This window comes from Embleya sp. NPDC056575 (assembly GCF_042793325.1).
Taxonomy (GTDB): Bacteria; Actinomycetota; Actinomycetes; order Streptomycetales; family Streptomycetaceae; genus Embleya.
In genome coordinates, this window is record NZ_JBHTVA010000018.1 from 67,573 (window position 1) to 86,391 (window position 18,819).

Annotated in this window: 18 protein-coding genes; 8 read left to right on the forward strand and 10 right to left on the reverse strand. The window is 73.0% G+C overall.

All coding sequences use genetic code 11. From position 1 onward, the window contains the following. The first annotated feature begins 327 nt into the window (after positions 1-327). Positions 328-609: a hypothetical protein gene (locus ACFRCG_RS16635; RefSeq protein WP_380032107.1), complete on the forward strand. Its 282-nt coding sequence runs from the start codon at positions 328-330 to the stop codon at positions 607-609. Further along, positions 603-2,210, forward strand: a complete 1,608-nt coding sequence (locus ACFRCG_RS16640) for an alpha/beta hydrolase (RefSeq protein WP_380032109.1) — start codon at positions 603-605, stop codon at positions 2,208-2,210. Before ACFRCG_RS16635 ends, ACFRCG_RS16640 begins: the two co-directional genes overlap by 7 nt. A 4-nt stretch (positions 2,211-2,214) precedes the next feature. On the opposite strand, the gene ACFRCG_RS16645 is transcribed toward ACFRCG_RS16640, so the two are convergent. Together ACFRCG_RS16645 and ACFRCG_RS16650 are read right to left on the reverse strand one after the other, a co-directional pair. After that, positions 2,215-4,299 carry an FGLLP motif-containing membrane protein gene (locus ACFRCG_RS16645; protein WP_380032112.1) on the reverse strand — a complete coding sequence of 695 codons (2,085 nt, stop codon included), beginning with the start codon at positions 4,297-4,299 and terminating at the stop codon, positions 2,215-2,217. 95 nt (positions 4,300-4,394) lie between these two features. Then, a complete protein-coding gene (locus ACFRCG_RS16650; RefSeq protein WP_380032114.1) occupies positions 4,395-5,147 on the reverse strand; it encodes a TetR/AcrR family transcriptional regulator in 753 nt (250 codons plus the stop codon). Between the two features lie 133 nt (positions 5,148-5,280). On the opposite strand from ACFRCG_RS16650, the gene ACFRCG_RS16655 reads away from it, so the two are divergent. The 3 genes from ACFRCG_RS16655 to ACFRCG_RS16665 are packed head-to-tail and all read left to right on the forward strand — an operon-like array spanning position 5,281 to position 7,725. Further along, entirely contained in the window at positions 5,281-6,357 is a 1,077-nt protein-coding gene (locus ACFRCG_RS16655; protein ID WP_380032117.1) for an ATP-binding cassette domain-containing protein, read from the forward strand. Further along, the gene (locus ACFRCG_RS16660; RefSeq protein WP_380032119.1) at positions 6,354-7,178 is read left to right on the forward strand and encodes an ABC transporter permease; all 825 of its coding nucleotides are present in this window, start codon (positions 6,354-6,356) and stop codon (positions 7,176-7,178) included. Before ACFRCG_RS16655 ends, ACFRCG_RS16660 begins: the two co-directional genes overlap by 4 nt. A 58-nt stretch (positions 7,179-7,236) precedes the next feature. Then, positions 7,237-7,725: a MarR family winged helix-turn-helix transcriptional regulator gene (locus ACFRCG_RS16665; RefSeq protein ID WP_380032121.1), complete on the forward strand. Its 489-nt coding sequence runs from the start codon at positions 7,237-7,239 to the stop codon at positions 7,723-7,725. A gap of 68 nt (positions 7,726-7,793) precedes the next feature. Here ACFRCG_RS16665 and ACFRCG_RS16670 read toward each other — a convergent pair whose 3' ends face one another. Next, positions 7,794-8,201 (reverse strand): winged helix-turn-helix transcriptional regulator, encoded by a 408-nt coding sequence (locus tag ACFRCG_RS16670; RefSeq protein WP_380003244.1) that lies wholly within the window; start codon positions 8,199-8,201, stop codon positions 7,794-7,796. Between the two features lie 65 nt (positions 8,202-8,266). Between ACFRCG_RS16670 and ACFRCG_RS16675 the strand changes: the two genes are divergently transcribed. After that, positions 8,267-9,229, forward strand: coding sequence for an NADP-dependent oxidoreductase (locus tag ACFRCG_RS16675; RefSeq protein WP_380032122.1), 963 nt, complete (start codon positions 8,267-8,269; stop codon positions 9,227-9,229). Positions 9,230-9,312: 83 nt separating this feature from the next. Here ACFRCG_RS16675 and ACFRCG_RS16680 read toward each other — a convergent pair whose 3' ends face one another. From ACFRCG_RS16680 to ACFRCG_RS16710, 7 genes are all read right to left on the reverse strand, one after another. After that, complete coding sequence (locus ACFRCG_RS16680; RefSeq protein ID WP_380032123.1) at positions 9,313-9,765, reverse strand: hypothetical protein; 453 nt, start codon at positions 9,763-9,765, stop codon at positions 9,313-9,315. Next, complete coding sequence (gene efeB / locus ACFRCG_RS16685; RefSeq protein ID WP_380032242.1) at positions 9,765-11,045, reverse strand: iron uptake transporter deferrochelatase/peroxidase subunit; 1,281 nt, start codon at positions 11,043-11,045, stop codon at positions 9,765-9,767. Before efeB ends, ACFRCG_RS16680 begins: the two co-directional genes overlap by 1 nt. A 1,175-nt stretch (positions 11,046-12,220) precedes the next feature. After that, positions 12,221-14,026 (reverse strand): copper resistance protein CopC, encoded by a 1,806-nt coding sequence (locus ACFRCG_RS16690; protein ID WP_380032125.1) that lies wholly within the window; start codon positions 14,024-14,026, stop codon positions 12,221-12,223. After that, the gene (locus tag ACFRCG_RS16695) at positions 14,013-14,642 is read right to left on the reverse strand and encodes a copper chaperone PCu(A)C (protein WP_380032127.1); all 630 of its coding nucleotides are present in this window, start codon (positions 14,640-14,642) and stop codon (positions 14,013-14,015) included. Before ACFRCG_RS16695 ends, ACFRCG_RS16690 begins: the two co-directional genes overlap by 14 nt. Then, entirely contained in the window at positions 14,639-15,358 is a 720-nt protein-coding gene (locus ACFRCG_RS16700; protein ID WP_380032129.1) for an SCO family protein, read from the reverse strand. Before ACFRCG_RS16700 ends, ACFRCG_RS16695 begins: the two co-directional genes overlap by 4 nt. Before the next feature lie 170 nt (positions 15,359-15,528). Next, a complete protein-coding gene (locus tag ACFRCG_RS16705; protein WP_380032131.1) occupies positions 15,529-16,275 on the reverse strand; it encodes a YcnI family protein in 747 nt (248 codons plus the stop codon). Positions 16,276-16,393: 118 nt separating this feature from the next. Next, positions 16,394-17,167 carry a hypothetical protein gene (locus ACFRCG_RS16710; protein WP_380032133.1) on the reverse strand — a complete coding sequence of 258 codons (774 nt, stop codon included), beginning with the start codon at positions 17,165-17,167 and terminating at the stop codon, positions 16,394-16,396. 249 nt (positions 17,168-17,416) lie between these two features. Here ACFRCG_RS16710 and ACFRCG_RS16715 point away from each other — a divergent pair, with 249 nt between their 5' ends. Together ACFRCG_RS16715 and larB are read left to right on the forward strand one after the other, a co-directional pair. Further along, entirely contained in the window at positions 17,417-17,857 is a 441-nt protein-coding gene (locus ACFRCG_RS16715) for an ATP-binding protein (protein ID WP_380032135.1), read from the forward strand. A 70-nt stretch (positions 17,858-17,927) separates the two neighbouring features. Continuing rightward, on the forward strand, positions 17,928-18,713 hold the full coding sequence (larB, locus tag ACFRCG_RS16720) for a nickel pincer cofactor biosynthesis protein LarB (protein WP_380032137.1): 786 nt from the start codon (positions 17,928-17,930) through the stop codon (positions 18,711-18,713). The last annotated feature ends 106 nt before the right edge of the window (positions 18,714-18,819 follow it).

Genomic DNA, 18,819 nt, shown 5'->3' on the forward strand with positions numbered 1-18,819 from the left:
CAGGGTATTCGTCTGACCTGCAGTTTCGAGAACTTTGTGCGGTCGCCGCGCTGTGCTCGCACGGTTGCCTTCGTCCTTGCTCGGTCGATTCACCCGTGTCCCCCGAACGGCTGATTGCGTTCGCCCATACGTATGAACGAGCAGGGCGAGGTTCGGTCACGCGTTGGTTGGCGGGCTTGTTCGCTCTCCGGGGATTCGAGGGATCCGGTGGTCCGATGAGGGCTTCCTGTGGCTATCGTTTGATCTCGGTGCGTGACCAGGCGACCACGGGGAGGGGTCTTGGCTGGTGGCAGCGAGGGTGGCGGGGGTGCCTCAGGGCGGATTCGGGTGGACACCGGGGCTCTGCGGCAGGGGGCCGGGGTGGCCCGTGACGTGGCGGAGGGGTTGCGGCGGGCTGCCGGTGGGCCCGATGGGGTGGTCGCCGGGTGTCCGGGGTTGGCGATCGTGGCGGCGGTCGAGGCGGTGACGGCCGCGTGGGTGGCGCATGTGCGGGCGCTTGCCGACGGGTATGCCGGGATGGGCGACCTTCTCGTGGCCGACGCCGACGCGCATGATCGGGCCGATCGGGCGGCGGCCGGGGTGTTCGCCGAGGGCGGGCGCCGATGGTGACGGTGTCCGGCCTGCGGGACGCGGCCCTGGGCGGGCTGGATCGGGTGGTGGCCGAGTGGGCCGAACTGGCCGCCGGGTTGGACGCGTTGGCCGGGCGGGCGACGACCGGTGTGGCCGGCCCGTTGCGCGCCTCGCACTGGACCGGCGCGGATGCCGACGCGGCGGCGCGGGCGGTGGCCGTGCGGGGCGAGCAGGTCGCGGTGGCGGCGCAGGAGGCCCGGTGTGTGCTGACCGTCCTGGACACGGCCGCCGAGCAGCTGCGGGCCGCCCAGCGTGAGGTGCGGGTCGGCGTGGCGGAGGCGGCGAGCGCCGGGTTCACCGTGTCCGAGGACGGGCGGGTCCGGCCGGCCGACTCGGGCCGGGGGGCCGATGCGGCGACGGTCGAGCGGCGCCTGGCCGAGCCGGTTCGGCGGGCGGCCGAGATCGACGACCGTTGTGCGCGGGCGCTGGCCCGGTTGTATCCGACCCCGGCGGCCGACTGGGCGGACACCGCCGCCGACCGGGTGGCCGTGACGGCGTTGGCGGGGTTGCGCCCCGGTGCGATCCCGAAGGGCGATCCGGCCGCCGCGGCCCGCTGGTGGGCGGGGCTGAGCGCGACGGACCGGGCCCGGTACCAGGCCGCCTACCCGGCGCTGCTCGGTGCGACGGACGGGCTGCCGACGGAGGTGCGGGACCGGGCCAACCGGGTCGCGCTGGCCGAGGCGAAGGCCGCCGTGACCGCCGAACTCGCGACGGCCCGGGCCGAGCGGGACGCGGCGGGCCGGGTCGACGACGCCCGGCGGCGATTTCGGGTCACCGAACTCAAGGGCCGCCTGGCCGCGATCGGGTCTTTGGAGGCCGTCCTCGGCTCCGCCGCCGACCTGTTCCTGATGGGCTTCGACGCCCGGGGCGACGGCCGGGCGATCGTGGCCATCGGCAACCCCGACCGGGCCGCGCACACCGCCGTGTACGTCCCCGGCACCGGCGCGCGCCTGGCGCACATCGGCTCGGACGTCGCCCGGATGCGGAGCCTGTGGCAGGCGGCCGGTCGGCTGACCGACCCCGGCGAGGTCTCGGCGATCACGTGGGTCGGCTACGACGCGCCGGACACCCTGGTCCACGCGACGACCACGTCGTACGCCGACACCGCCGCGCCGGCCCTCGCGACGTTCCTGCGCGGCGTCGGGGTGGCCCAGGGGATCGAGACGAACCGGCATCTGACGGTGATCGGCCACAGCTACGGCTCGGTCGTGCTCGGGCAGGCCGCACGGCGCGACGAAGGACTGTTCGCGAAGGATGTGATCGTCGTCGGCAGTCCCGGGATGCACGCGACCCGTGCCGCGGATCTCGACCTCGATCCGCGGCACGTCTGGGTGGGCGCCGCGCACGACGACATGGTCGTCGCCCTCGGCTTCGGAGCGCACGCCCCCACCGTGGACGGCAGCCCCCGGGGGATCACCCCGGACGACGCGGGGTTCGGCGCCAACCGCTTCACGACCGACGGCGCCGAGGGGCACAGCGAATACTGGTCCACCCGCCGGCCGACCGCCCTGGACAACCAGGCCGCGATCGTCGTCGGGAACTACACGGCCGTCCGACTCCTGTGGGGAGTGCGTCCGTGACGGGTCAGGGCGTCACCGGCGGCCGAGCCGGCCGCAGGCGGAAGGTCGCCCAGAAGAGCACGGACAGCACGGCCGCCCCGGCGAAGAGGTACATCGAGCGCAGCCACATGGTCCGGGTGGTCCCGCCCGCGACGCCCGTGGGGTCGAGCAGGGTCAGCGTGAACAGGAACAGGGCCGCCACGTAGATCGCCGCCCAGGCCCAGCGGTTCCACCGCCACAGCGCGTGGCCGTCCATGAAGCGCATCGGGAGCAGGCCGAAGACCAGGCCGACCACCGAGGCCACGAAGCACTGGGTGAGCAGGTCCTCCGCGAGGACCCACCCGAAGGGCGCGCCGTCGGAGTCGTTCAGGACGTGGGTGACCGGGATGCGCCACACCCACGAGACCACCGCGAGGCCGGCCAGCGACCACGAGCCGAGGGCGATCGCGCGGCCCTCGTCGGCCGGCGACAGTCGGCGCAGTCCCGCCGAGGTGAAGGCCAGGAACAGGCCGTACACATAGCCCGGGGCCAGGTCGAGCAGTCGCGACGCCGCCGCGAGGAGCACGGCGACGACCAGCGCCCCCGGCACCAGATGCGGCAGGGCCCGGATGCGCGAGACCCGGCGCCGATACGCCTCGGCCGGGCCCTCGTACACCAACACCCCGAGTGGCACCGCCGCCACCAGCGCCAGGGCCAGCGCACCGGTCCCGGCGTTCCAGCCCGTGCCGGGCTCCACCGCCACACACGTGGCCGCCGAGAGCACGACGAAGGCCAGCACCTGCAACTCGGGCACCCGGGGCTGCGATCGTGGTCGGGCCGCCCCCGGCCGCAGTCGGCGTCGGATCCGCAGCCGGTTCTCCGCCCACGTGCGGTTGAACAACTCCGCCGAGAAGCCCAGCACCGGCAGCGCCGCCAGCGCGGTCGCGCCCGCCACGAGCACCGGCCGGGGCTCGTCGAACAGATCGGCCGGACTCGGCAGGTTCACCGCCGCCTCCGAACGATCCCCCGCCGGCTCCGCGTCCTTCGTCGCGGCCATCACCGCGAGCCGCACCGACACGTCGCCGTCGTAGCCGGCCCCACCCACACAGGCGACCGTCAACGCGCCCTCGCCGTCCGCCGGTCCGCTCGGCACGGTGACCTCGCCCGCGAACCGCCCGTCGGCCGCCACCGGCACCCGCCCGAACTCGTTCCGGCCGTGCCGCACGGTCAGCGCCCCGGCCCCGCCGTCGACCGGCCGGGCACACCCGACGAACCCGCTGCCCTCGACCCGCAGCGGCCGACCCGCCGTCGCCTGCGCGGGCGTCACGGTCAACTTCGGTTCGGGAACCTGGAATTCGGTCCGCAGCGTGACCCCGTTGTCCGGCATCCCGGCGCCCTGGGCGAAGCAGCTCACGGTGATCGGCCGCGGTCCGCGCGCCGGACCCTCGGGCACGATGAAGCGATACGAGGTGCCGGCGGGGTCGAAGATGCTGAGCTTGGCGAGGAAGTGCCCGTCCCACCTCACCTCGGCGTCGTCGTCCGCGTTCGCCCGTCCACAGCGCAGGTTCGTCCACAGCGTGACCTCGGTGCCCGGCAACGCCGTTGCGGGCTCCACGAGGATGCGCCGGGTGCGCAGGTCGGCCGGCGGGCTCGCGGTCTCCTCCTTGCGGAACGCGTTGATCTCGATCGGCGTCTGCGCGAGGTTGTCCTCCCGGCCCGGGCAGCGCACCACGATCCGGTTCACCGCCGGGACGTTCTGCCCCGTCGCTCCGTTCGAGCTGTAGACCGGGGCGGGTACGGCGTGCCGGAAGGCGATCGAGTTCCCGTGCGCCGCGTCCACCGGCAGTCCCGCGGCGAGCAGGTCGTCGTACTCGCCGGAACTGCCGCCGTTCACCGACGCGAGGTACACATCCACCGTGTTCGTGGGGCAGCCGGTCAGCCCCGAACCCCGGATCGTCACCGTGTCCCCCGGTCGCACCTCCCCGGTCGGCCCGCTCACCGAGGGCCCGTCGGCCGCCGACGCCGCCGATCCGCCCACCCCGACCGGTGCGAGCGTCAGCGCGATCGCCCCGATTCCGCACCCGAGCGCCACTCGGAGCGCGGTTCGCCGCCGCGCCGGTGTCTCGTCCATGATCCCCGCCGTCCCCGACCCCCGTGGCCGAGCACCGATGATGACGCCGGCGGGCCCGGCCCACAACCGTTCCTGGCAGTGGCCACCCTCCCGGGTCAGGTCCGGCGCTCGAGGAATGCCTCCAGGCCGTCCAGAAGCAGGCGCAGGCCGAACTCGAACTCCCCCTCGCCGTCCGCGGTGAAGCTGTCCTGGGACAGCGCGGCCAACTCCGGGTAGTTCCCGCTCGTCATGGCCGCGTTCAGGATCGGGGCCTGGGCCGCCCAGAATTGTTCGTCGCTCACCCCGGTGCGCTGCGCCGCGTGTTTGGCGTTGAAGTGGGTGCGGGCCATGCCGCTGACGTAGCCGCCGTCGATGATCGTCAGGACGGTCATCTTCTCCCGGTCGCTCAGCGCCGCGTCGCCGATCGCGGCGAGGGTGAGTTCCAGGGCCCGGAGCGAGTTCGGGCCGAGCACCGGCCGTGCCTGGTCGACGTTGAGCAGCCACGGATGCCGGTTGTACATCTGCCAGATCCCGCGCGCGACCTGCTCCAGCGCGCCGCGCCAGCCGAGTCCGGGCGGGAACTCGGTTTCGCCGGGGCTGTTGACCTTGTCGACCATCAGGTCGAGCAGTTCGGCCTTGCCGGGCACATAGCGGTAGAGCGACATCGTGCCCGCCCCGACCTCGGCGGCCACCCGCCGCATGGACAACGCGTCCAGCCCCTCGGCGTCGGCGACGGCGATGCCCGCCGCGACGATCCGGTCCAGGGTCAGCGCCGGCTTGGGGCCTCGGGTCGGCTTCCGGTCCAGGCCCCACATCAGTTCGAGACTGCGGGCCAGGTCGCCGCTGCCGGTGTGGTCGGTGCTCGTCATGGTGCCTCCCATCGTAGGAGCCCCCCGCCCGCACCGGCCCGGATCGGCGTACGGGCTCGCGGCACATCGGCCGTTTTAAAACTGGGTACTGTGTACGCGAGTCGGGTACGGTGTACTCGGTTGAAGGAGGCTGATGGAAACGACGAGTCACGCGGTCCTCGCCGAGGGCCTGACGAAGCGGTACGGCGCCAAGCGCGCCCTCGACGATTTCGATCTCACCGTGGCCCCGGGCACGGTTCAGGGGCTGCTCGGCCCCAACGGCGCCGGCAAGACCACGGCGGTCCGGATCCTGTCCACCCTGCTGCGCCCGGACGGCGGTCGCGCGCTGGTCGCCGGGCACGACGTGATCGCGGACCCCAGGCGAGTGCGCCGGCACATCGGCCTGGTCGGCCAGAACGCGGCGTTGGACGAGGCGGTGACCGGGCGGCGCAACCTGATCCTGTTCGGCCGCCTGTTCCACCTGGACAAGCGCCGCGCCGCCCGCCGCGCGGACGAACTGCTCGAACGGTTCGACTTGGTCGAGGCCGCCGATCGGGGCGTCAAGCAGTACAGCGGCGGCATGCGCCGACGGCTCGACCTGGCCGCGAGCATGATCCTCGCGCCGACCGTGCTCTTCCTCGACGAACCGACCACCGGGCTGGACCCGCGCGCCCGCAACGAGGTCTGGGAGGCGGTGCGTTCGCTGCTCGCGGGCGGTACCGCCGTGCTGCTGACCACGCAGTACCTGGACGAGGCGGACAAACTCGCGGACCGCATCGCGGTGTTGGACCGGGGACGCAAGATCGCCGACGACACCCCGGAGCGGCTCAAGCGCGAACTGGGCGGCGACCGCATCGAGATCGTGGTCCGCGAGGCCGAGCACCTGCAACCCGCGCTGCGGGTGCTGGCCCTGGTCACCGAGGCCGGCGGCGAGCCGCTGGTCGACGCCGAGGAGCGGCGGGTGACCGCCCCGGTGGGGGACCGGGTCGCGGCGCTGACGCATGTCGCGCGGGTATGTCGGGAGGAGGGCATCACGATCGAGGACATCGGTGTACGCCGACCGACCCTGGACGAGGTCTTCCTGCGCCTGACCGGGCACCGGGCACACGAGGACGACCCGGATCCGACCACGCCCGCGCGGCCCGATCCCTCGGGTCCGGGCGACCCATCCGACCCATCCGACCCATCCGATCCGTCCGCGCCGTCCGGGAAGGAGGTGGCGCGCCGGTGAGCGCCGCGACCGCACCCGCCGAGGCCCCCGAGCGTCGGCTCTACTGGGCGATCGCGGACTGCCTGACCGTGGTCCGCAACGAAATCGTCCACACGGCCCGCCAACCGAGCATGCTCGCCTGGCAGTTGGGCTTTCCGATCGTGTCCGTGCTGCTGTTCGTGTACGTCTTCGGCAGCGCCATGAACGTGGGCGGGAGCGTCGACTACAAGGACTACGCGCTGCCGGGGATGTTCGCGATGACCATGGCGCAGGGGTTCATGAACACCGCGACGATCGTCGCCTTCACCCGACAGCTCGGGGTGATGGACCGCTATCGCTCGATGCCGATGGCCCCCTCGGCGGTGGTCAGCGGGCGCGGTGTGGCCGACGTGCTCGGGGCGAGTCTCGACCTCGCGGTCCTGGCGTCGATCGCGCTCGTGGTCGGGTGGCGACCGCACGGCGGCGTGCCGCGGATCCTGGCCGCGTTCGCGCTGCTCCTGCTCCTGCGCTTCGCGCTGACCTGGGTCGGGGTGTACCTGGGACTGCTGGTGCCGAACGCGGAGGCGGCGGGCAGCCTGTTCGCGATCGCCCTGCCGTTCGGCATCGTCTCCAGCGTCTTCACCCCGCCGTCGATGATGCCGCAGTGGCTGGGCACGGTGGCGATGTGGAATCCGGTCTCGTCCACGGCGAACACGATCCGGGACCTGTTCGGCGAACCGGCCCCGCACGGCGGCGGTTGGATCGAGACGCACGCGCTGCCGATGGCGATGCTCTGGCCGCTGGTGATCACCGCGATCTTCCTCCCCCTCGCGGTACGGCGGTTCCAGGCGCTGGGACGCTGAGACGAGAGATCTATTACGAAACAATCTGTCGGCTTACCTATCTTGTTACGCTGATCGCATGACCACCGAGCCCCTTGCCCCCACCGTCCTGGATGTGACCGGCATGGTCGTGCACGCCGGGCATGTGTTGAACACCCGGCTGGCGGCGGCCCTCGCGGCCATCGACGTCTCGCCGCGCAACTACTGCGTGCTCGTCCACGCGGTGGACCGCGACCTGACCCAGGCACAGGTGGCCGAGCTGTCCGACCTGGACAAGACCACGATGGTGGTCACGATGGACGAATTGGAGCGGGCCGGGCTCGCCGAGCGACGGCCCGCGCCGAGCGACCGCCGGGCGCGGATCATCGTGGTGACCGACGCCGGCCGCGACCTGATCCGGGCCGGGCGCGGGATCGTCGACGGCGTGCACGACGAGGTGCTGGGCACGCTGCCCGAGGACGAACGCGCGATGTTCCTGTCCGCGTTGTCGCGCCTGGTCGGCGGTGTGCTCGCGAAGCCGGTCGAGTCCGAGGTGAACGTACGCCGGGCCAGGACGCCCAAGCGCTAGCGACCGGCCCCGAGCCGAGGATCCCCCCGCCATCGGTCGCGGCGGGGGGATCCTCGGCGTATGTCGGCTCAGAGCGCCTCGACCCGGTGTGCCTCCGCCTCCGCGTAGGCCAGCTTCGCCGCCGCGATCTCGTCGATGTGGCTCTCGGACCAGTTGCGGATCTCCGCCATCAGGCCGCTCACACTGGTCCCGAGTTCGGTGAGCGAGTATTCGACCTGCGGCGGCACCGTGGCATAGACCGTGCGGCGGACCAGGCCGTGCCGTTCCAGGTCCCGCAGGGTCTGGGTGAGCATCTTCTTGGTGATCCCGCCGAGCCTCCGGCGCAGCTCCGCGTAGCGCAGGGTTTGCGGGTGGAGGGCTCCGACCACCAGTGCGACCCACTTGTTCGCGATCAGGTCGAGTACGGCGCGCGAGGCGCAGTCGCTGAGGTAGACGTCGGCACCACCGAAGGGGCGCAGGTCGGGAGGGGTATGCATAAGGTACCCAGGTACCAGGAAGGTGCCTTCTTCACAATGGTGACCGCCACGTCGATGCTTGCCGCATGACGACGAACACGATCGACACGACGGCGAAGATGCGCAAGGCACACCAGGACACGCTCGGCGGACCCGAGGTCCTGCGTGTGATCGAGACCGGGATACCCGCGCCCGGATCCGGCGAGGTACTGGTCGAAGTGCGCGCCGCGGGGGTCAACCCCATCGATACCAAGATCCGGGCCGGCGGAATGTGGCTGGTGCCGCCGTTCACGCTCGGCTGGGACGTATCGGGCGTGGTCGCCGCGGTCGGCGCGGGCGTCTCGCGCCTGGCGGTGGGCGACGAGGTGTACGGCATCCCCGACTTCCCGCATCTCGCCGGCGGCTACGCGGAGTTCGTGGTGGCCTCGGAGCGCTCGTTCGCGCGGAAGCCGAGCACCCTCGACCACGAGCACGCCGCGGCTCTGCCGCTGTCCGGCTCGATCGCCTGGCAGGCCCTGGTCGAGGTCGCGCAGGTGGGTCCCGGTCGGCGGGTGCTGATCCACGCGGCGGCGGGCGGCGTCGGGCACCTGGCGGTACAGATCGCCAAGTCGCGCGGCGCGTACGTGATCGGCACCGCGAGCGCGGCCAAGCACGCCCTGCTGAGCGAGCTGGGCGCGGACGAGGTCGTGGACTACACCACCGTCGACTTCGGCACCGCCGTACGCGACGTGGACGTGGTCCTGGACCTGATCGGCGGCGAGTACGAGGACCGCTCGCTGGCCACGCTGCGGCCCGGCGGCATCCTGCTCAACATCACCAACCCACCCGCGGCCGACGCCACCGCGGCCAAGGCCGAGGCGGCCGGCGTCCGGGGCATCACGGTCGACCTGGACCCGAACCCCACCCGGCTGGCCCTGCTGGCGGAGCTCGCGGAGGCGGGCGAGCTGCGCACGATCGTCGCCGAGACCTTCCCGCTGGACGAGGTGGTCAAGGCGCACGAGACGGCCGAGGCGGGCCGCACCACCGGCAAGATCGTGCTGATCCCCTGACGTCGACCCGCGCCCGCGCAGCGCCGCGGTCGGACCACCCGGCCGCGGCGTCGCGAAACGGCCCATCCGTGGGCGCGATGCGGCTACTCGGTGATCTCGATCGTGCCCGCCATGCCGCTGCCCACGTGATACATGCAGTTGAAGGTGTACGAACCCGCCTTGCCGAAGCTCAGCTTGATGTCCTGCGACGTGCCGCCCTCCGACGGCGCGACCGGCGCACCGCCGGGCAGGATCATCTGATGCGGGGTGATCCCGGTGTCCGCGAGGGTGATCACCAGCGGCCCGGTCCGGGCCCGGATCACCGACGGCGAGAAGCGCAGCTTGTCGTCCACCCGCAAGACGATCCGCTGCACACCGTCGGCGCCCAGCGCCGCGACACCCTCGGACGCGGCGGCGGTCGCCTCGGCCTCGCTCATGTAGGAGCCCGGTCCGCCCTCCGCGCCCCAACTCCCGCAGCCGGCGAGCAGGAACGGCAGGGCGAGCGCCCCGACCCACCGGCGACGCCGCCTCGCCATCGGTTCCGCACGCCTGGGCATCAGCCCTCCAACAGGGATTGACCGACGTATCCGCCCGGGGCGCACCCCGGCGGGACGACGAAGATCGCACTCGCCTCGTGCCGCAGGAACGGGGACAGCGCGTCGCCGCGGGCCAGTTTGCGCTGGATCGGTACGAAGCCGTCGTCCGGGTCGTGCTGCCACGCGACGAACAGCAGCCCCGCGTCCGGTGCGCCGTCGGTGCCGAAGCCGTCGTGGTAGGAGTAGCCGCGGCGGAGCATCGTCGCTCCCCGGTTGAACTCCGGCGCCGCCACGCGCATGTGGGCGTTGGCGGTGATCACCAACTCGCCGTCGGGACCACGCTTGCCGAAGTCCGCCGCGCTGTGCTCGCCGCCGCCGGTCAGCGGCGCACCGGTGTCCTTGCTCCGGCCGATCACCCGCTCCTGATGGGCCTTGTCGATGCCGTCCCAGGCGTCCAGCAACATCCGGATCCGGCGGAAGACCACGTAGGAGCCGTCGACCAGCCAGCTCTGCTCGGTCCCGGCGGCGCCGACGAAGACCTTCTCGTCGAACTTCGGGTCGGACTGCTTGGGGTTGTTGCTGCCGTCGATCTGCCCCATCAGGTTCCGGTGCGTCATCGGCTTGGCCGTGGCGCCGGGCGAGCGGGCGAAGCCGTTCATCTGCCAGCGGACCCGGGCCACACCCTTGGCCTGCTTCTGCAACGCGCGCACCGCGCCGAAGGCGACCAAGCCGTCGTCCGCGCACACCTGGACGAACAGGTCGCCGTCGCCGCGGGCCGGATCCAACGCGTCGTCGGGGAACGGCGGCAGCGGCTTGAGCGCCGCGGGTCGTCGGGCGGCGAGGCCCAGCTTGTCGAACAGGCCCGCGCCGAACCCGAAGGTGACGGTCAACGAGCAGGCTCCGGCGTCCGCCGCGACCTGGTCGTCGCCCGGCGCCGACTGGCCGGCGGTGATCCGCACGGCGGTGTCCGACCAGCGCCGCATCAGCGCGGCGACCGCGGCCCGGTCCGCGCCCGGCTCCAGGTCCCAGGCCAGGAAGACCGCCTTGGCCTGGGCCGGGGTGGTGATGCCGGCCTGATGTTTCCCGTGAAACGGCACCACGGTGGCACCGAGCCGGGTCATCGCCGGGCCGCCGTCGTCGCCGGACTCGCCCGCGAACGCCACCGCGCCGCCGGTCGCGCCGACCACCAGGCCGCCCGCGCCGGCCGCGCTCGCGACACCGACGAAGCGACGCCGCGAGACGTCCGCGCCGGTGCTCGCTCGCTCGGAGGAATCGCTCGTTCGATTTCGGGGGCTGCTCATCACGTCGTCCCTCACAGGTTCCACCACGTCTTCCACCGCGCCGCGCGCACCGACCGGCGCGTCGGACACGTTCGTCGTCGCCACGGCCGATTCGGCCGACTCGACGGAGTCGACCGGCGCCCCCGCGCCCGCCGGCGCCGCCGGGTGCGATCCGCGCCGCACCACCACGACCAGGGCCAGCGCCGTGCCGAGCCCGGCGCCCAGGACCAGCACGGTCAGCGTGCGATCGAGCCCGATGCCGCCCACGAACGGCGACGACGAGCGCCACAACACCGGCAGGTCGTAGCCGGCCACCCGCAACGCCAGCACACCGAGCGCCGGCGCGGCCAACCACGCCCCGCCCATCCGGCGCCGCACCAGCAGCACCGCGCCCACGAACGCCACCGCGCTCGACAACAGTTGCAGCAGGTTGCCGTCGAGGAAGGCGGTCGCCCACGGCCCCGCCCCGCCCGCCCGAGCGCCCGCGACCAGGGCCAGGTGCAGCACGCTCGCCGCCGCCACCACCCCCGCGAGCAGGCCGTAGCCGAGCAGGGCCCGGCGCCGGACCGGCGGCAGCCACGCCGCCGCGAACACCAGCGCCGCGAGTCCGACCGAGCCGACGATGCCCGGCCACGGACTCGGCCCCGGCACCCAGCGCAACTCGCCGGTCGCGGCCACCTCGCGGTCGCCGATCCGCATCGGCACGGTCCAGGACTGCACCTTCTGCGCCCGGTCCGGATCGGCCATCACCCGCGGTGGCAACCGCTGCTGCACGATCCAGTGCACCCGCTGGTCGTACCAGCGCGCGACCGGCTCGGTGGAGATCCGATGCCACTGCGGCGCGCCGGTCGGTTGCAGGTTCGACTTCTCGTCGACCGAGCCCCACCGCTCGCTGCTGAGCGGCACGGCCGGGGACTGGCGGTTCTCGAACACCCCGTCGGGGCCGATCCGCAGGAACGGCTCGCTCATGTAGCCGAGCACGATCACGTCCCGCGGACCGGTGTTGCGCACCTGCATGCGCGCGCCGTTCTCGATCACCCGCACCGTCAGGCCCGGCGCGAGATCGCTCGGCGAGGTCATCACGGTGTGGAAGTTGCTCGGCCCCTGGCCGGACAACTCCTGCGCCACCGCGCTGCCGGCCGGCGCCAGGCAGAGCAACACCCCGACGCACAGCAGCAGGATCCGGCGTACGTGCCTCACCTGACCTCCACGGGCACCGTCACGGTGATCCGGTCGACATCGGAGGTACGGATCGCGAACGACAACTCCCAGCGACCGGCCATCGGCATGGACAGATCGCCCAGCCAGTGCCCGGGACCGCCCCGGCGCACCTGGACGTCGGCGCCGTCGACGCCCTTGCCCGGCAGCGCCATCGACACGGTCAACTCCTCGACCTCGCGGATCCGTCCGATCGGGTCGGCGAGGTAGATGTGCAACTCGTTGGGACCGACCCGGGCCGGGTCGACGGTGATGTCGAGCTTGCCCTTGCCCGCCGCACCGCCGGCGTCGAACGGGACACTGCGGCTGACCGGCCCCGCCGCCTCCACCTGCTTGCGCTCGTGCGCGGTGCGGCCCGGTTCGGTGTCCGTGAGCACCGTGGTGACCCCGAGCACGGCGATGGCCAGCGCGGCCTCGATCACCACCGCCTTGCGCAACACCGCCCACTTCGGGCCGCCCGCCGCGCCCTTGCCGATCGGGGATCGGCCGGCCGTCGCCTCGATGTGCCGCATCAGCCAGCGCCGGGAGACCCAGGCACCGGCCAGCATCAGCAGCACCAGGTCGACCTTGAACACCAGGAGCAGGCCGAACGTGGTGTCGAACAGCGCGGCGAACGAACCCACCTGCCGCCAGGCCGCGTACAACCCGGTGGCCACGAGCGCGCACACCGATACGAACGCGGTCCGGGAGAAGACCCGTACCGAGGGCACGTCGAGCCCGGTGCCCGGCGCCGGATCGCCCGGTCGCACCACCAGCGTGACCACCATCGCCAACCCACCCAGCCAGGTGGACATCGCCAGCAGGTGCACGACGGCCGCGGCCATCGCCGGTTCCACCTGACGGCCCACCGACGCGTGGTCGGCGATCGGCCAGGTGATCGCGATCGCGGTGCACAACACCGCCCAGCCGCCGACGACGATCCGCCGGGTGCGCCAGGAGGCGTCCGCGAGCGAGGCGATCAACCAGCCGAGCAACGCGCCGGCGGCGCCCAGGAGCAACACCCGCGCCGCGATCGCCTTGCCCAGCTTGGTGTCCAGGGTGGCGCGCAACACATCCGCGTCGAACGCCGACGACAGTCCAAGGCCGGAGGCGTTGGGGCCGTGCAGCATCAGCACCGCGAGCGAGGACAGCAGCAGCCCACCCCACGCGCCGGACACGAGCAGCCAGACCCGGAACCGACCCATCGCGGCGGGCCGGGCGATCAGCAGGAACAACACCGCGCCGCCGAGCACCGCGAAGGACAGGTACGCGACCCCGGTGGCGGCCCGCTCCAGCACGTCGGTCGCGGTGGAGCCGTCGTCGGTCAGATCGCCGACGTTCACCCCGCCCGAGGCCTGACCGATATTGAACGTGAACGCGCCGGAGATCGGGTGCGAGTCGGCCGAGACCGCGCGCCAGGCGACGGTGAAGGTGCCGGTCGGCAGGCCGCCCCGGAGCGGGGCGACCACGGTGGTGTCGCCGTCGGGGCCGTGCTTGGTCTGGTTGTTGTCCACCCGGGTGCCGCTCGGGTCGAACACCTTGACCCCGCCGAGCCCGATCTCCACGCCCTCGCTGAACCTCAGCGTGACCGAGGCGGGCGCGGCGCTCAGGGTCGACCCGGACGCCGGGTTGGACGACTCCAGGACGGCGTGCGCCGACGCGGCCCCGGCGCCGCCGAGCACGAGCGCGGCGAGCAGCACGGGCAGCGCGAGCACCCACGCGAGCACCCGCCGGCCGCCCCCGCCACGCTCCGGGGGCGGGGCCGACGCCGGGACGGGCCGCCCGGCCGGGTCAGTGGCCCGCATGACCCGTGTGGTCTTCCGCGGGCGTACCCGTCGCCGAAGCGGGCGGGCCGGCCTCGGACGCGCCCGGCGCGGACGCACCCGGGGCCGGCGCGTCGCCGGGCCGTTCGGTCACCCCGAGCACCGGCACCTGAACGGTGACCGGTCCGGTGTGTTGGAACGTGAGCGTGAGCGGCACGGTGTCGCCCTTCTTCACGGAGGTGTTCGGATTCATGAACATGATGTGGTTGCCGCCGCGGGCCAGGACGCCCTTGCCGTGCGCGGGCACGTCCAGGCCCGGCACGTGCCGCATCGAGTTCCCGCTGGTTTGGTGCAGCATCACCTCGCCGGAGAGCGGGCTGGCCACCGAGAGCAGGCGATCGGCCGTGTCGCCGTCGTTCTGCACGATCAGGTAGCCCGCGGCGACGTCCGCCGAGGAGGGTTGCGGGATGTACGGGTCGACGATGCGCAGCCGGGGCGCGCCCTGGGCGGCGCCCGCGGCGGTCTTGCGGTCGTCCGTCTTGCTCGACGAGGAGGAGCCGGAGTCGGCGCAGGCCACCAGCACGCCGCCGATCCCGAGCGCCAGCACACCGCCGACCGCGAGCGGGACGGCCTTGCGGGGGAGGGGGAAGAGCTTCACTTCTTGGTGTCCTCGGGGTGGATCAGCAGGGGCAGGTCGTGCGCGAAGTCGTCGGACGAGTTGCCGTTCGGCGTGCCGTCCGGGGTCAGCCCGCTGCTCGCGCTGTACATGACCGGGCCCTGGTTGTCCGGGCCGAACGCGATCACCTGGGTGCCGTGGGTGCTGACGACCTTGCCGTCGGGGCCGGTGGTCGCCGGTTCGATGGAGACCCCGACCTGGCGGGCCGCGGCCTGGATCTTGTCGAACGGGCCGGTCAGCCCGACGAACGACTTGTCCAGCGAGTCGAGCCATTCGCGCAGGGCCGCCTGGGTGTCCCGCTCCGGGTCGGTGGTCACGAACACCACGTCGACCGTGGCCCGGTCCTGCGGGGGCAACTTGCCGAGCGCGCGCACGATGTCGCCCATCACGGTGGGGCACGCGTCCGGGCAGTGCGTGTATCCGAAGTAGAGCAGGGTGGTGCGCCCGGCCGTCTTGGCCCGGAAGTCGTACGGCTGTCCCGAGGTGTCGGTCAGCGTGAGTTCGGGCTTGGTCCACGGCGGGTCGACCGCGATGCCCTTGTACTTGGACTTGCTCTCGCGCACCTTCACCGGGGCGGCGCTGTCGCTCTTGCCGGAGTCGTTGCAGCCCGTGGCGAGCAGCAGCCCGGTCGCGGCCAGGGCGGCGAGGCGAAGACCGGTGCGGCGACCCCGGCCGAGGGACTTGCTTGCGTTGCTCATCGTTCTCCAGGTCGTTGCTGCCGGGGGCTCGTGCCGGACGCGTCCGGCGTCGGCGCGGGCCCGGTGGCCCGGGTCGCGGGCACGGAGCACATCCGTGCGGGCGACCCGGGCCGGGATTTCTCCGCCGCGGACCGCGGTGGCGACCGCGGTCCGCGGCGGGACCGCGAGGATCAGGCCGAGCCGGGGCGCCGCGACGCGCGCAGGACGGCGAACACACCGGCGCCCAGGCCGAGCACGCCGACCACGATGCCGACCACGCCCAGGGTGCGCGCGGTGGAGTCGTCACCGTCGTCCTCGGCGACCGCGGCGACGCTCGCCTTGCCGTCGGCGGGCTTGGTCGCCGGGGCCGAGGCGGGCGCGGCGGCGCCGGTCTTGGCGGCGAGCTTGAGCACCGGCGCCGGGTACTGCGGCTCCTTGCCGTCGGCGCCCGCCAGGTCGATCCAGCGCACGACCTCACCGCTGTCGTAGGTCTGCACCGCCTTGAACACCAGCTTGTCGGTGTCGGTGGGCAGCTTGCCCATGGACACCTCGAAGTCCTCGAACGTGCCCGGGTTGACCCGGGTGCCGGCGTCCGCGGTCCAGGTGATCTTGGAGACCACCTCGGTGAGCGGCTTGCCGTGGTTGTCGATCGGGGTGGTCAGCTTCGTCTTCTCGACCTCGGCCTTCCAGCCCGGCATCGCCCGGGTCTGCACCGAGGTGAGTGGCTTGTCGGTGGGCAGGGTGACCTCGAGCTTGGTGGTCCCCGCGTCGTCGCGCTCGTTGGGGACCCGGAAGGCGACCTTGGCGTACGAGCCCTGGTCGGCGGTGCCCGGCTGCACGCTCACGTGCGCGGCGGCGGAGCCGGCGAACAGCAGTACGCCGGCGCCGGCCGAGGCCGCGATCACGGACAGGCGGCGACGCGTGGTGGACATGGTCATGGGATGTCTGCTCCATGGATGATCCGGCCGCGGGCGCACGAGGGCACCCCGCGGTACCGGTGGGGACGACGGGAAGGCGGACGCGCGCCACCGCCGATCCGGCACCCGGTGGGCGGGATCAGCAGGCGAGCGCGTACTCCACCGGCGGCCCGCGCCGGGTCACCGCGTGCCGGAGCAGAACCTGATCCGTGGCCGGGTCCGCCGCCGCGCCGCCGCGCCGGGCCCGGCCCGGGGTCGCGGCGACCGGGACGACCGGGCCGAACAGCACCGCGAGCACCACCCGCAGCGGCGCCGACGCCAGCGTGAGCAGGGCGAACAGCGCGGCCTCGCCGCGCCGCAACCACCAGCCGGTGAGCAGCGCCGCGACCAGGTGCGCGCACAACATGCCGGTGCCACCATCGAGCAACATCGGCCCGGAGCCGGACATGTGGTGGTGTCCGCCGGCCGGTTCGCTCGTGAGCAGTGTCGGATCCACCCGGGTGCTGCGCACGATCGCCTCGGGCGTCCAGCCGGCCGGCAGCAGGACGTGCCCGGCCGAGTCCCGGGGCCCGCACAGGAGCCGGTCGAGCAGATCGCTCGACGTCGAGCCGCCCGCGCCGGCGGTCCCGGCGGCCCGGGCGGCGGCCGCATAGGTGAACAGGGTGTGCAGCGCGAGTTGGCCGACCGCGAGCAGCGCGGTGATCGAGCCGAACGAGCGTTGTCGGCCCGCGCCGGCGAAGGCCGACACGAACACCACGCCGAAGCCGGCGACCGGCGCCCACAGCGGCAGCGGCGTGGTCGACATCCACGCGTGACCGCATGCCGCGAGCGCGGCGCAGACCGCCGAGAACACGGCGGCGCGCACGGCGCGGAAAGGTACGGACACGGCCTGCATGACGCCCCATCGTCTCATCGCGCGACGCGCCTTCGACCCCGGGGCCGAAAACTTTCCGTCCGCCCCGGCGGGCGGCCGAGCCCGGGCCCGACGGCCCGCGAGGTCCGCGCGATGCGCCGAACGAATCGTCTTTACAGCGTATTGACGACCGATCGCGTGAGGTGCGCATACCGGGACCGACCGGCGGCAATAAAACCAGGTGTGCCCTGCCCGTCGACGCGATGGGCCGGATTCGGCCGCAGTTCCGGAGATGTCGAAAGGCCGCTCATGGACATGAGGTGGACTGTCCACCTGCCACGGGATACGGCGAGCGTGCCGATGGCGCGCAGACTTCTTGTCGGCGCGATGGAGACGGCGGGAGTGGATCGCGAGATCGCGATGGAGATCGGTCTCGCCCTGTCCGAGGCCTGCGCGAATGTCGTGGAGCACGCCCGGGGCGGGGCGTACGCGGAATACCAGATCCGGGCCGGTATCACCGGTGACCGCTGTCGGGTCGAGATCATCGACGGCGGCCCGGGGTTCCCCGTGGAGCGCCTGCGCGGCCTGCCGGCGATGGCGGGTCCGGGTGCGGAGAACGGCCGTGGCCTGATGCTGATCCGGGCGATGACCGATCACGTGCAACTGAGCAATCATCCCCGGCGCGGTGCGGTGTTGCGCTTCGAGAAGACGCTGCGTTGGCGCAAGGACGCGCTGGTCCCGGTGTCCTGACCGGCCGCCGGAGCGGCCGCAACGGGTGGGCGTGGCAGGGTTGTTCGGGGCCAAGGCTACGATCGGGGCAGTGAACCGGGCCGAGGTGAGGGAACTGCTCGACCGCGTGGCCGCCGGAGAGGCGGGCGTGGACGAGGCGCTCGACGACCTCGTACGGGCGCCGACGGCGGGTTTCGCGGATCTCGGCTTCGCCCGGGTGGACACCCACCGGGAACTGCGCACCGGAGACCCCGAGGTGGTCTTCGCGGCCGGGAAGACCCCGGAGCAGACCGTCGCGCTGTTCCACCGGCTGCGTGCGGGAAGTCGGCGTCCGGCGTTCGCGACGCGCGCGTCGGCCGCCGTGGTCGACGCGGTGTACGCGGCGTTTCCCGGCGAGGCGTACACCGACGACAGCGGCACGTGTGTCGCGGTGGGCGAGCCGCCCGCCACGCGCGGCCTGGTCCGGGTGGTCTCGGCGGGCACCTCCGACGCGGCGGTCGCCGGCGAGGCGGCGTTCACCGCGCGGCTGTTCGGCGCCGAGGTGGAGCGGATCGAGGACGTGGGCGTGGCCGGCATCCACCGGCTGCTCGCGGTGCACGCCGAACTCGACGCCGCGGACTGCCTGGTGGTGGTCGCGGGCATGGAGGGCGCGCTGCCGAGCGTGGTGGCGGGTCTGGTCTCGGTACCGGTGCTCGCGGTGCCCACCAGCGTGGGCTACGGCGCCTCCTTCGGCGGACTGGCCGCGCTGCTCGCGATGCTCAACTCGTGTGCGCCCGGGGTCGCGGTGTGCAATATCGACAACGGATTCGGCGCGGGCGTGTTCGCCGCCCGGGTCGCGCGCGCCGCCGGCCCGAAACGAGGCGGCGCGACGCCGTAGTCGGTATCCGAATATTCGAGGGAATGCGAATTCCGGGCGCACCGCCAACCGCGCGGCAAAATACACCGTCAAAGACAAGAAACCGGTCGCTTTCGGTCGCTTCACC

Coding starts and splice junctions, on each gene's coding strand:
- ACFRCG_RS16640 (WP_380032109.1), top strand. CDS start 603: ATGGTGACGGTGTCCGGCCTGCGGGACGCGGCCCTGGGCGGGCTGGAT.
- ACFRCG_RS16645 (WP_380032112.1), bottom strand. CDS start 4,299: ATGGACGAGACACCGGCGCGGCGGCGAACCGCGCTCCGAGTGGCGCTC.
- ACFRCG_RS16650 (WP_380032114.1), bottom strand. CDS start 5,147: ATGACGAGCACCGACCACACCGGCAGCGGCGACCTGGCCCGCAGTCTC.
- ACFRCG_RS16655 (WP_380032117.1), top strand. CDS start 5,281: ATGGAAACGACGAGTCACGCGGTCCTCGCCGAGGGCCTGACGAAGCGG.
- ACFRCG_RS16665 (WP_380032121.1), top strand. CDS start 7,237: ATGACCACCGAGCCCCTTGCCCCCACCGTCCTGGATGTGACCGGCATG.
- ACFRCG_RS16670 (WP_380003244.1), bottom strand. CDS start 8,201: ATGCATACCCCTCCCGACCTGCGCCCCTTCGGTGGTGCCGACGTCTAC.
- ACFRCG_RS16675 (WP_380032122.1), top strand. CDS start 8,267: ATGACGACGAACACGATCGACACGACGGCGAAGATGCGCAAGGCACAC.
- ACFRCG_RS16680 (WP_380032123.1), bottom strand. CDS start 9,765: ATGCCCAGGCGTGCGGAACCGATGGCGAGGCGGCGTCGCCGGTGGGTC.
- efeB (WP_380032242.1), bottom strand. CDS start 11,045: ATGAGCAGCCCCCGAAATCGAACGAGCGATTCCTCCGAGCGAGCGAGC.
- ACFRCG_RS16690 (WP_380032125.1), bottom strand. CDS start 14,026: ATGCGGGCCACTGACCCGGCCGGGCGGCCCGTCCCGGCGTCGGCCCCG.
- ACFRCG_RS16700 (WP_380032129.1), bottom strand. CDS start 15,358: ATGAGCAACGCAAGCAAGTCCCTCGGCCGGGGTCGCCGCACCGGTCTT.
- ACFRCG_RS16705 (WP_380032131.1), bottom strand. CDS start 16,275: ATGACCATGTCCACCACGCGTCGCCGCCTGTCCGTGATCGCGGCCTCG.
- ACFRCG_RS16710 (WP_380032133.1), bottom strand. CDS start 17,167: ATGAGACGATGGGGCGTCATGCAGGCCGTGTCCGTACCTTTCCGCGCC.
- ACFRCG_RS16715 (WP_380032135.1), top strand. CDS start 17,417: ATGGACATGAGGTGGACTGTCCACCTGCCACGGGATACGGCGAGCGTG.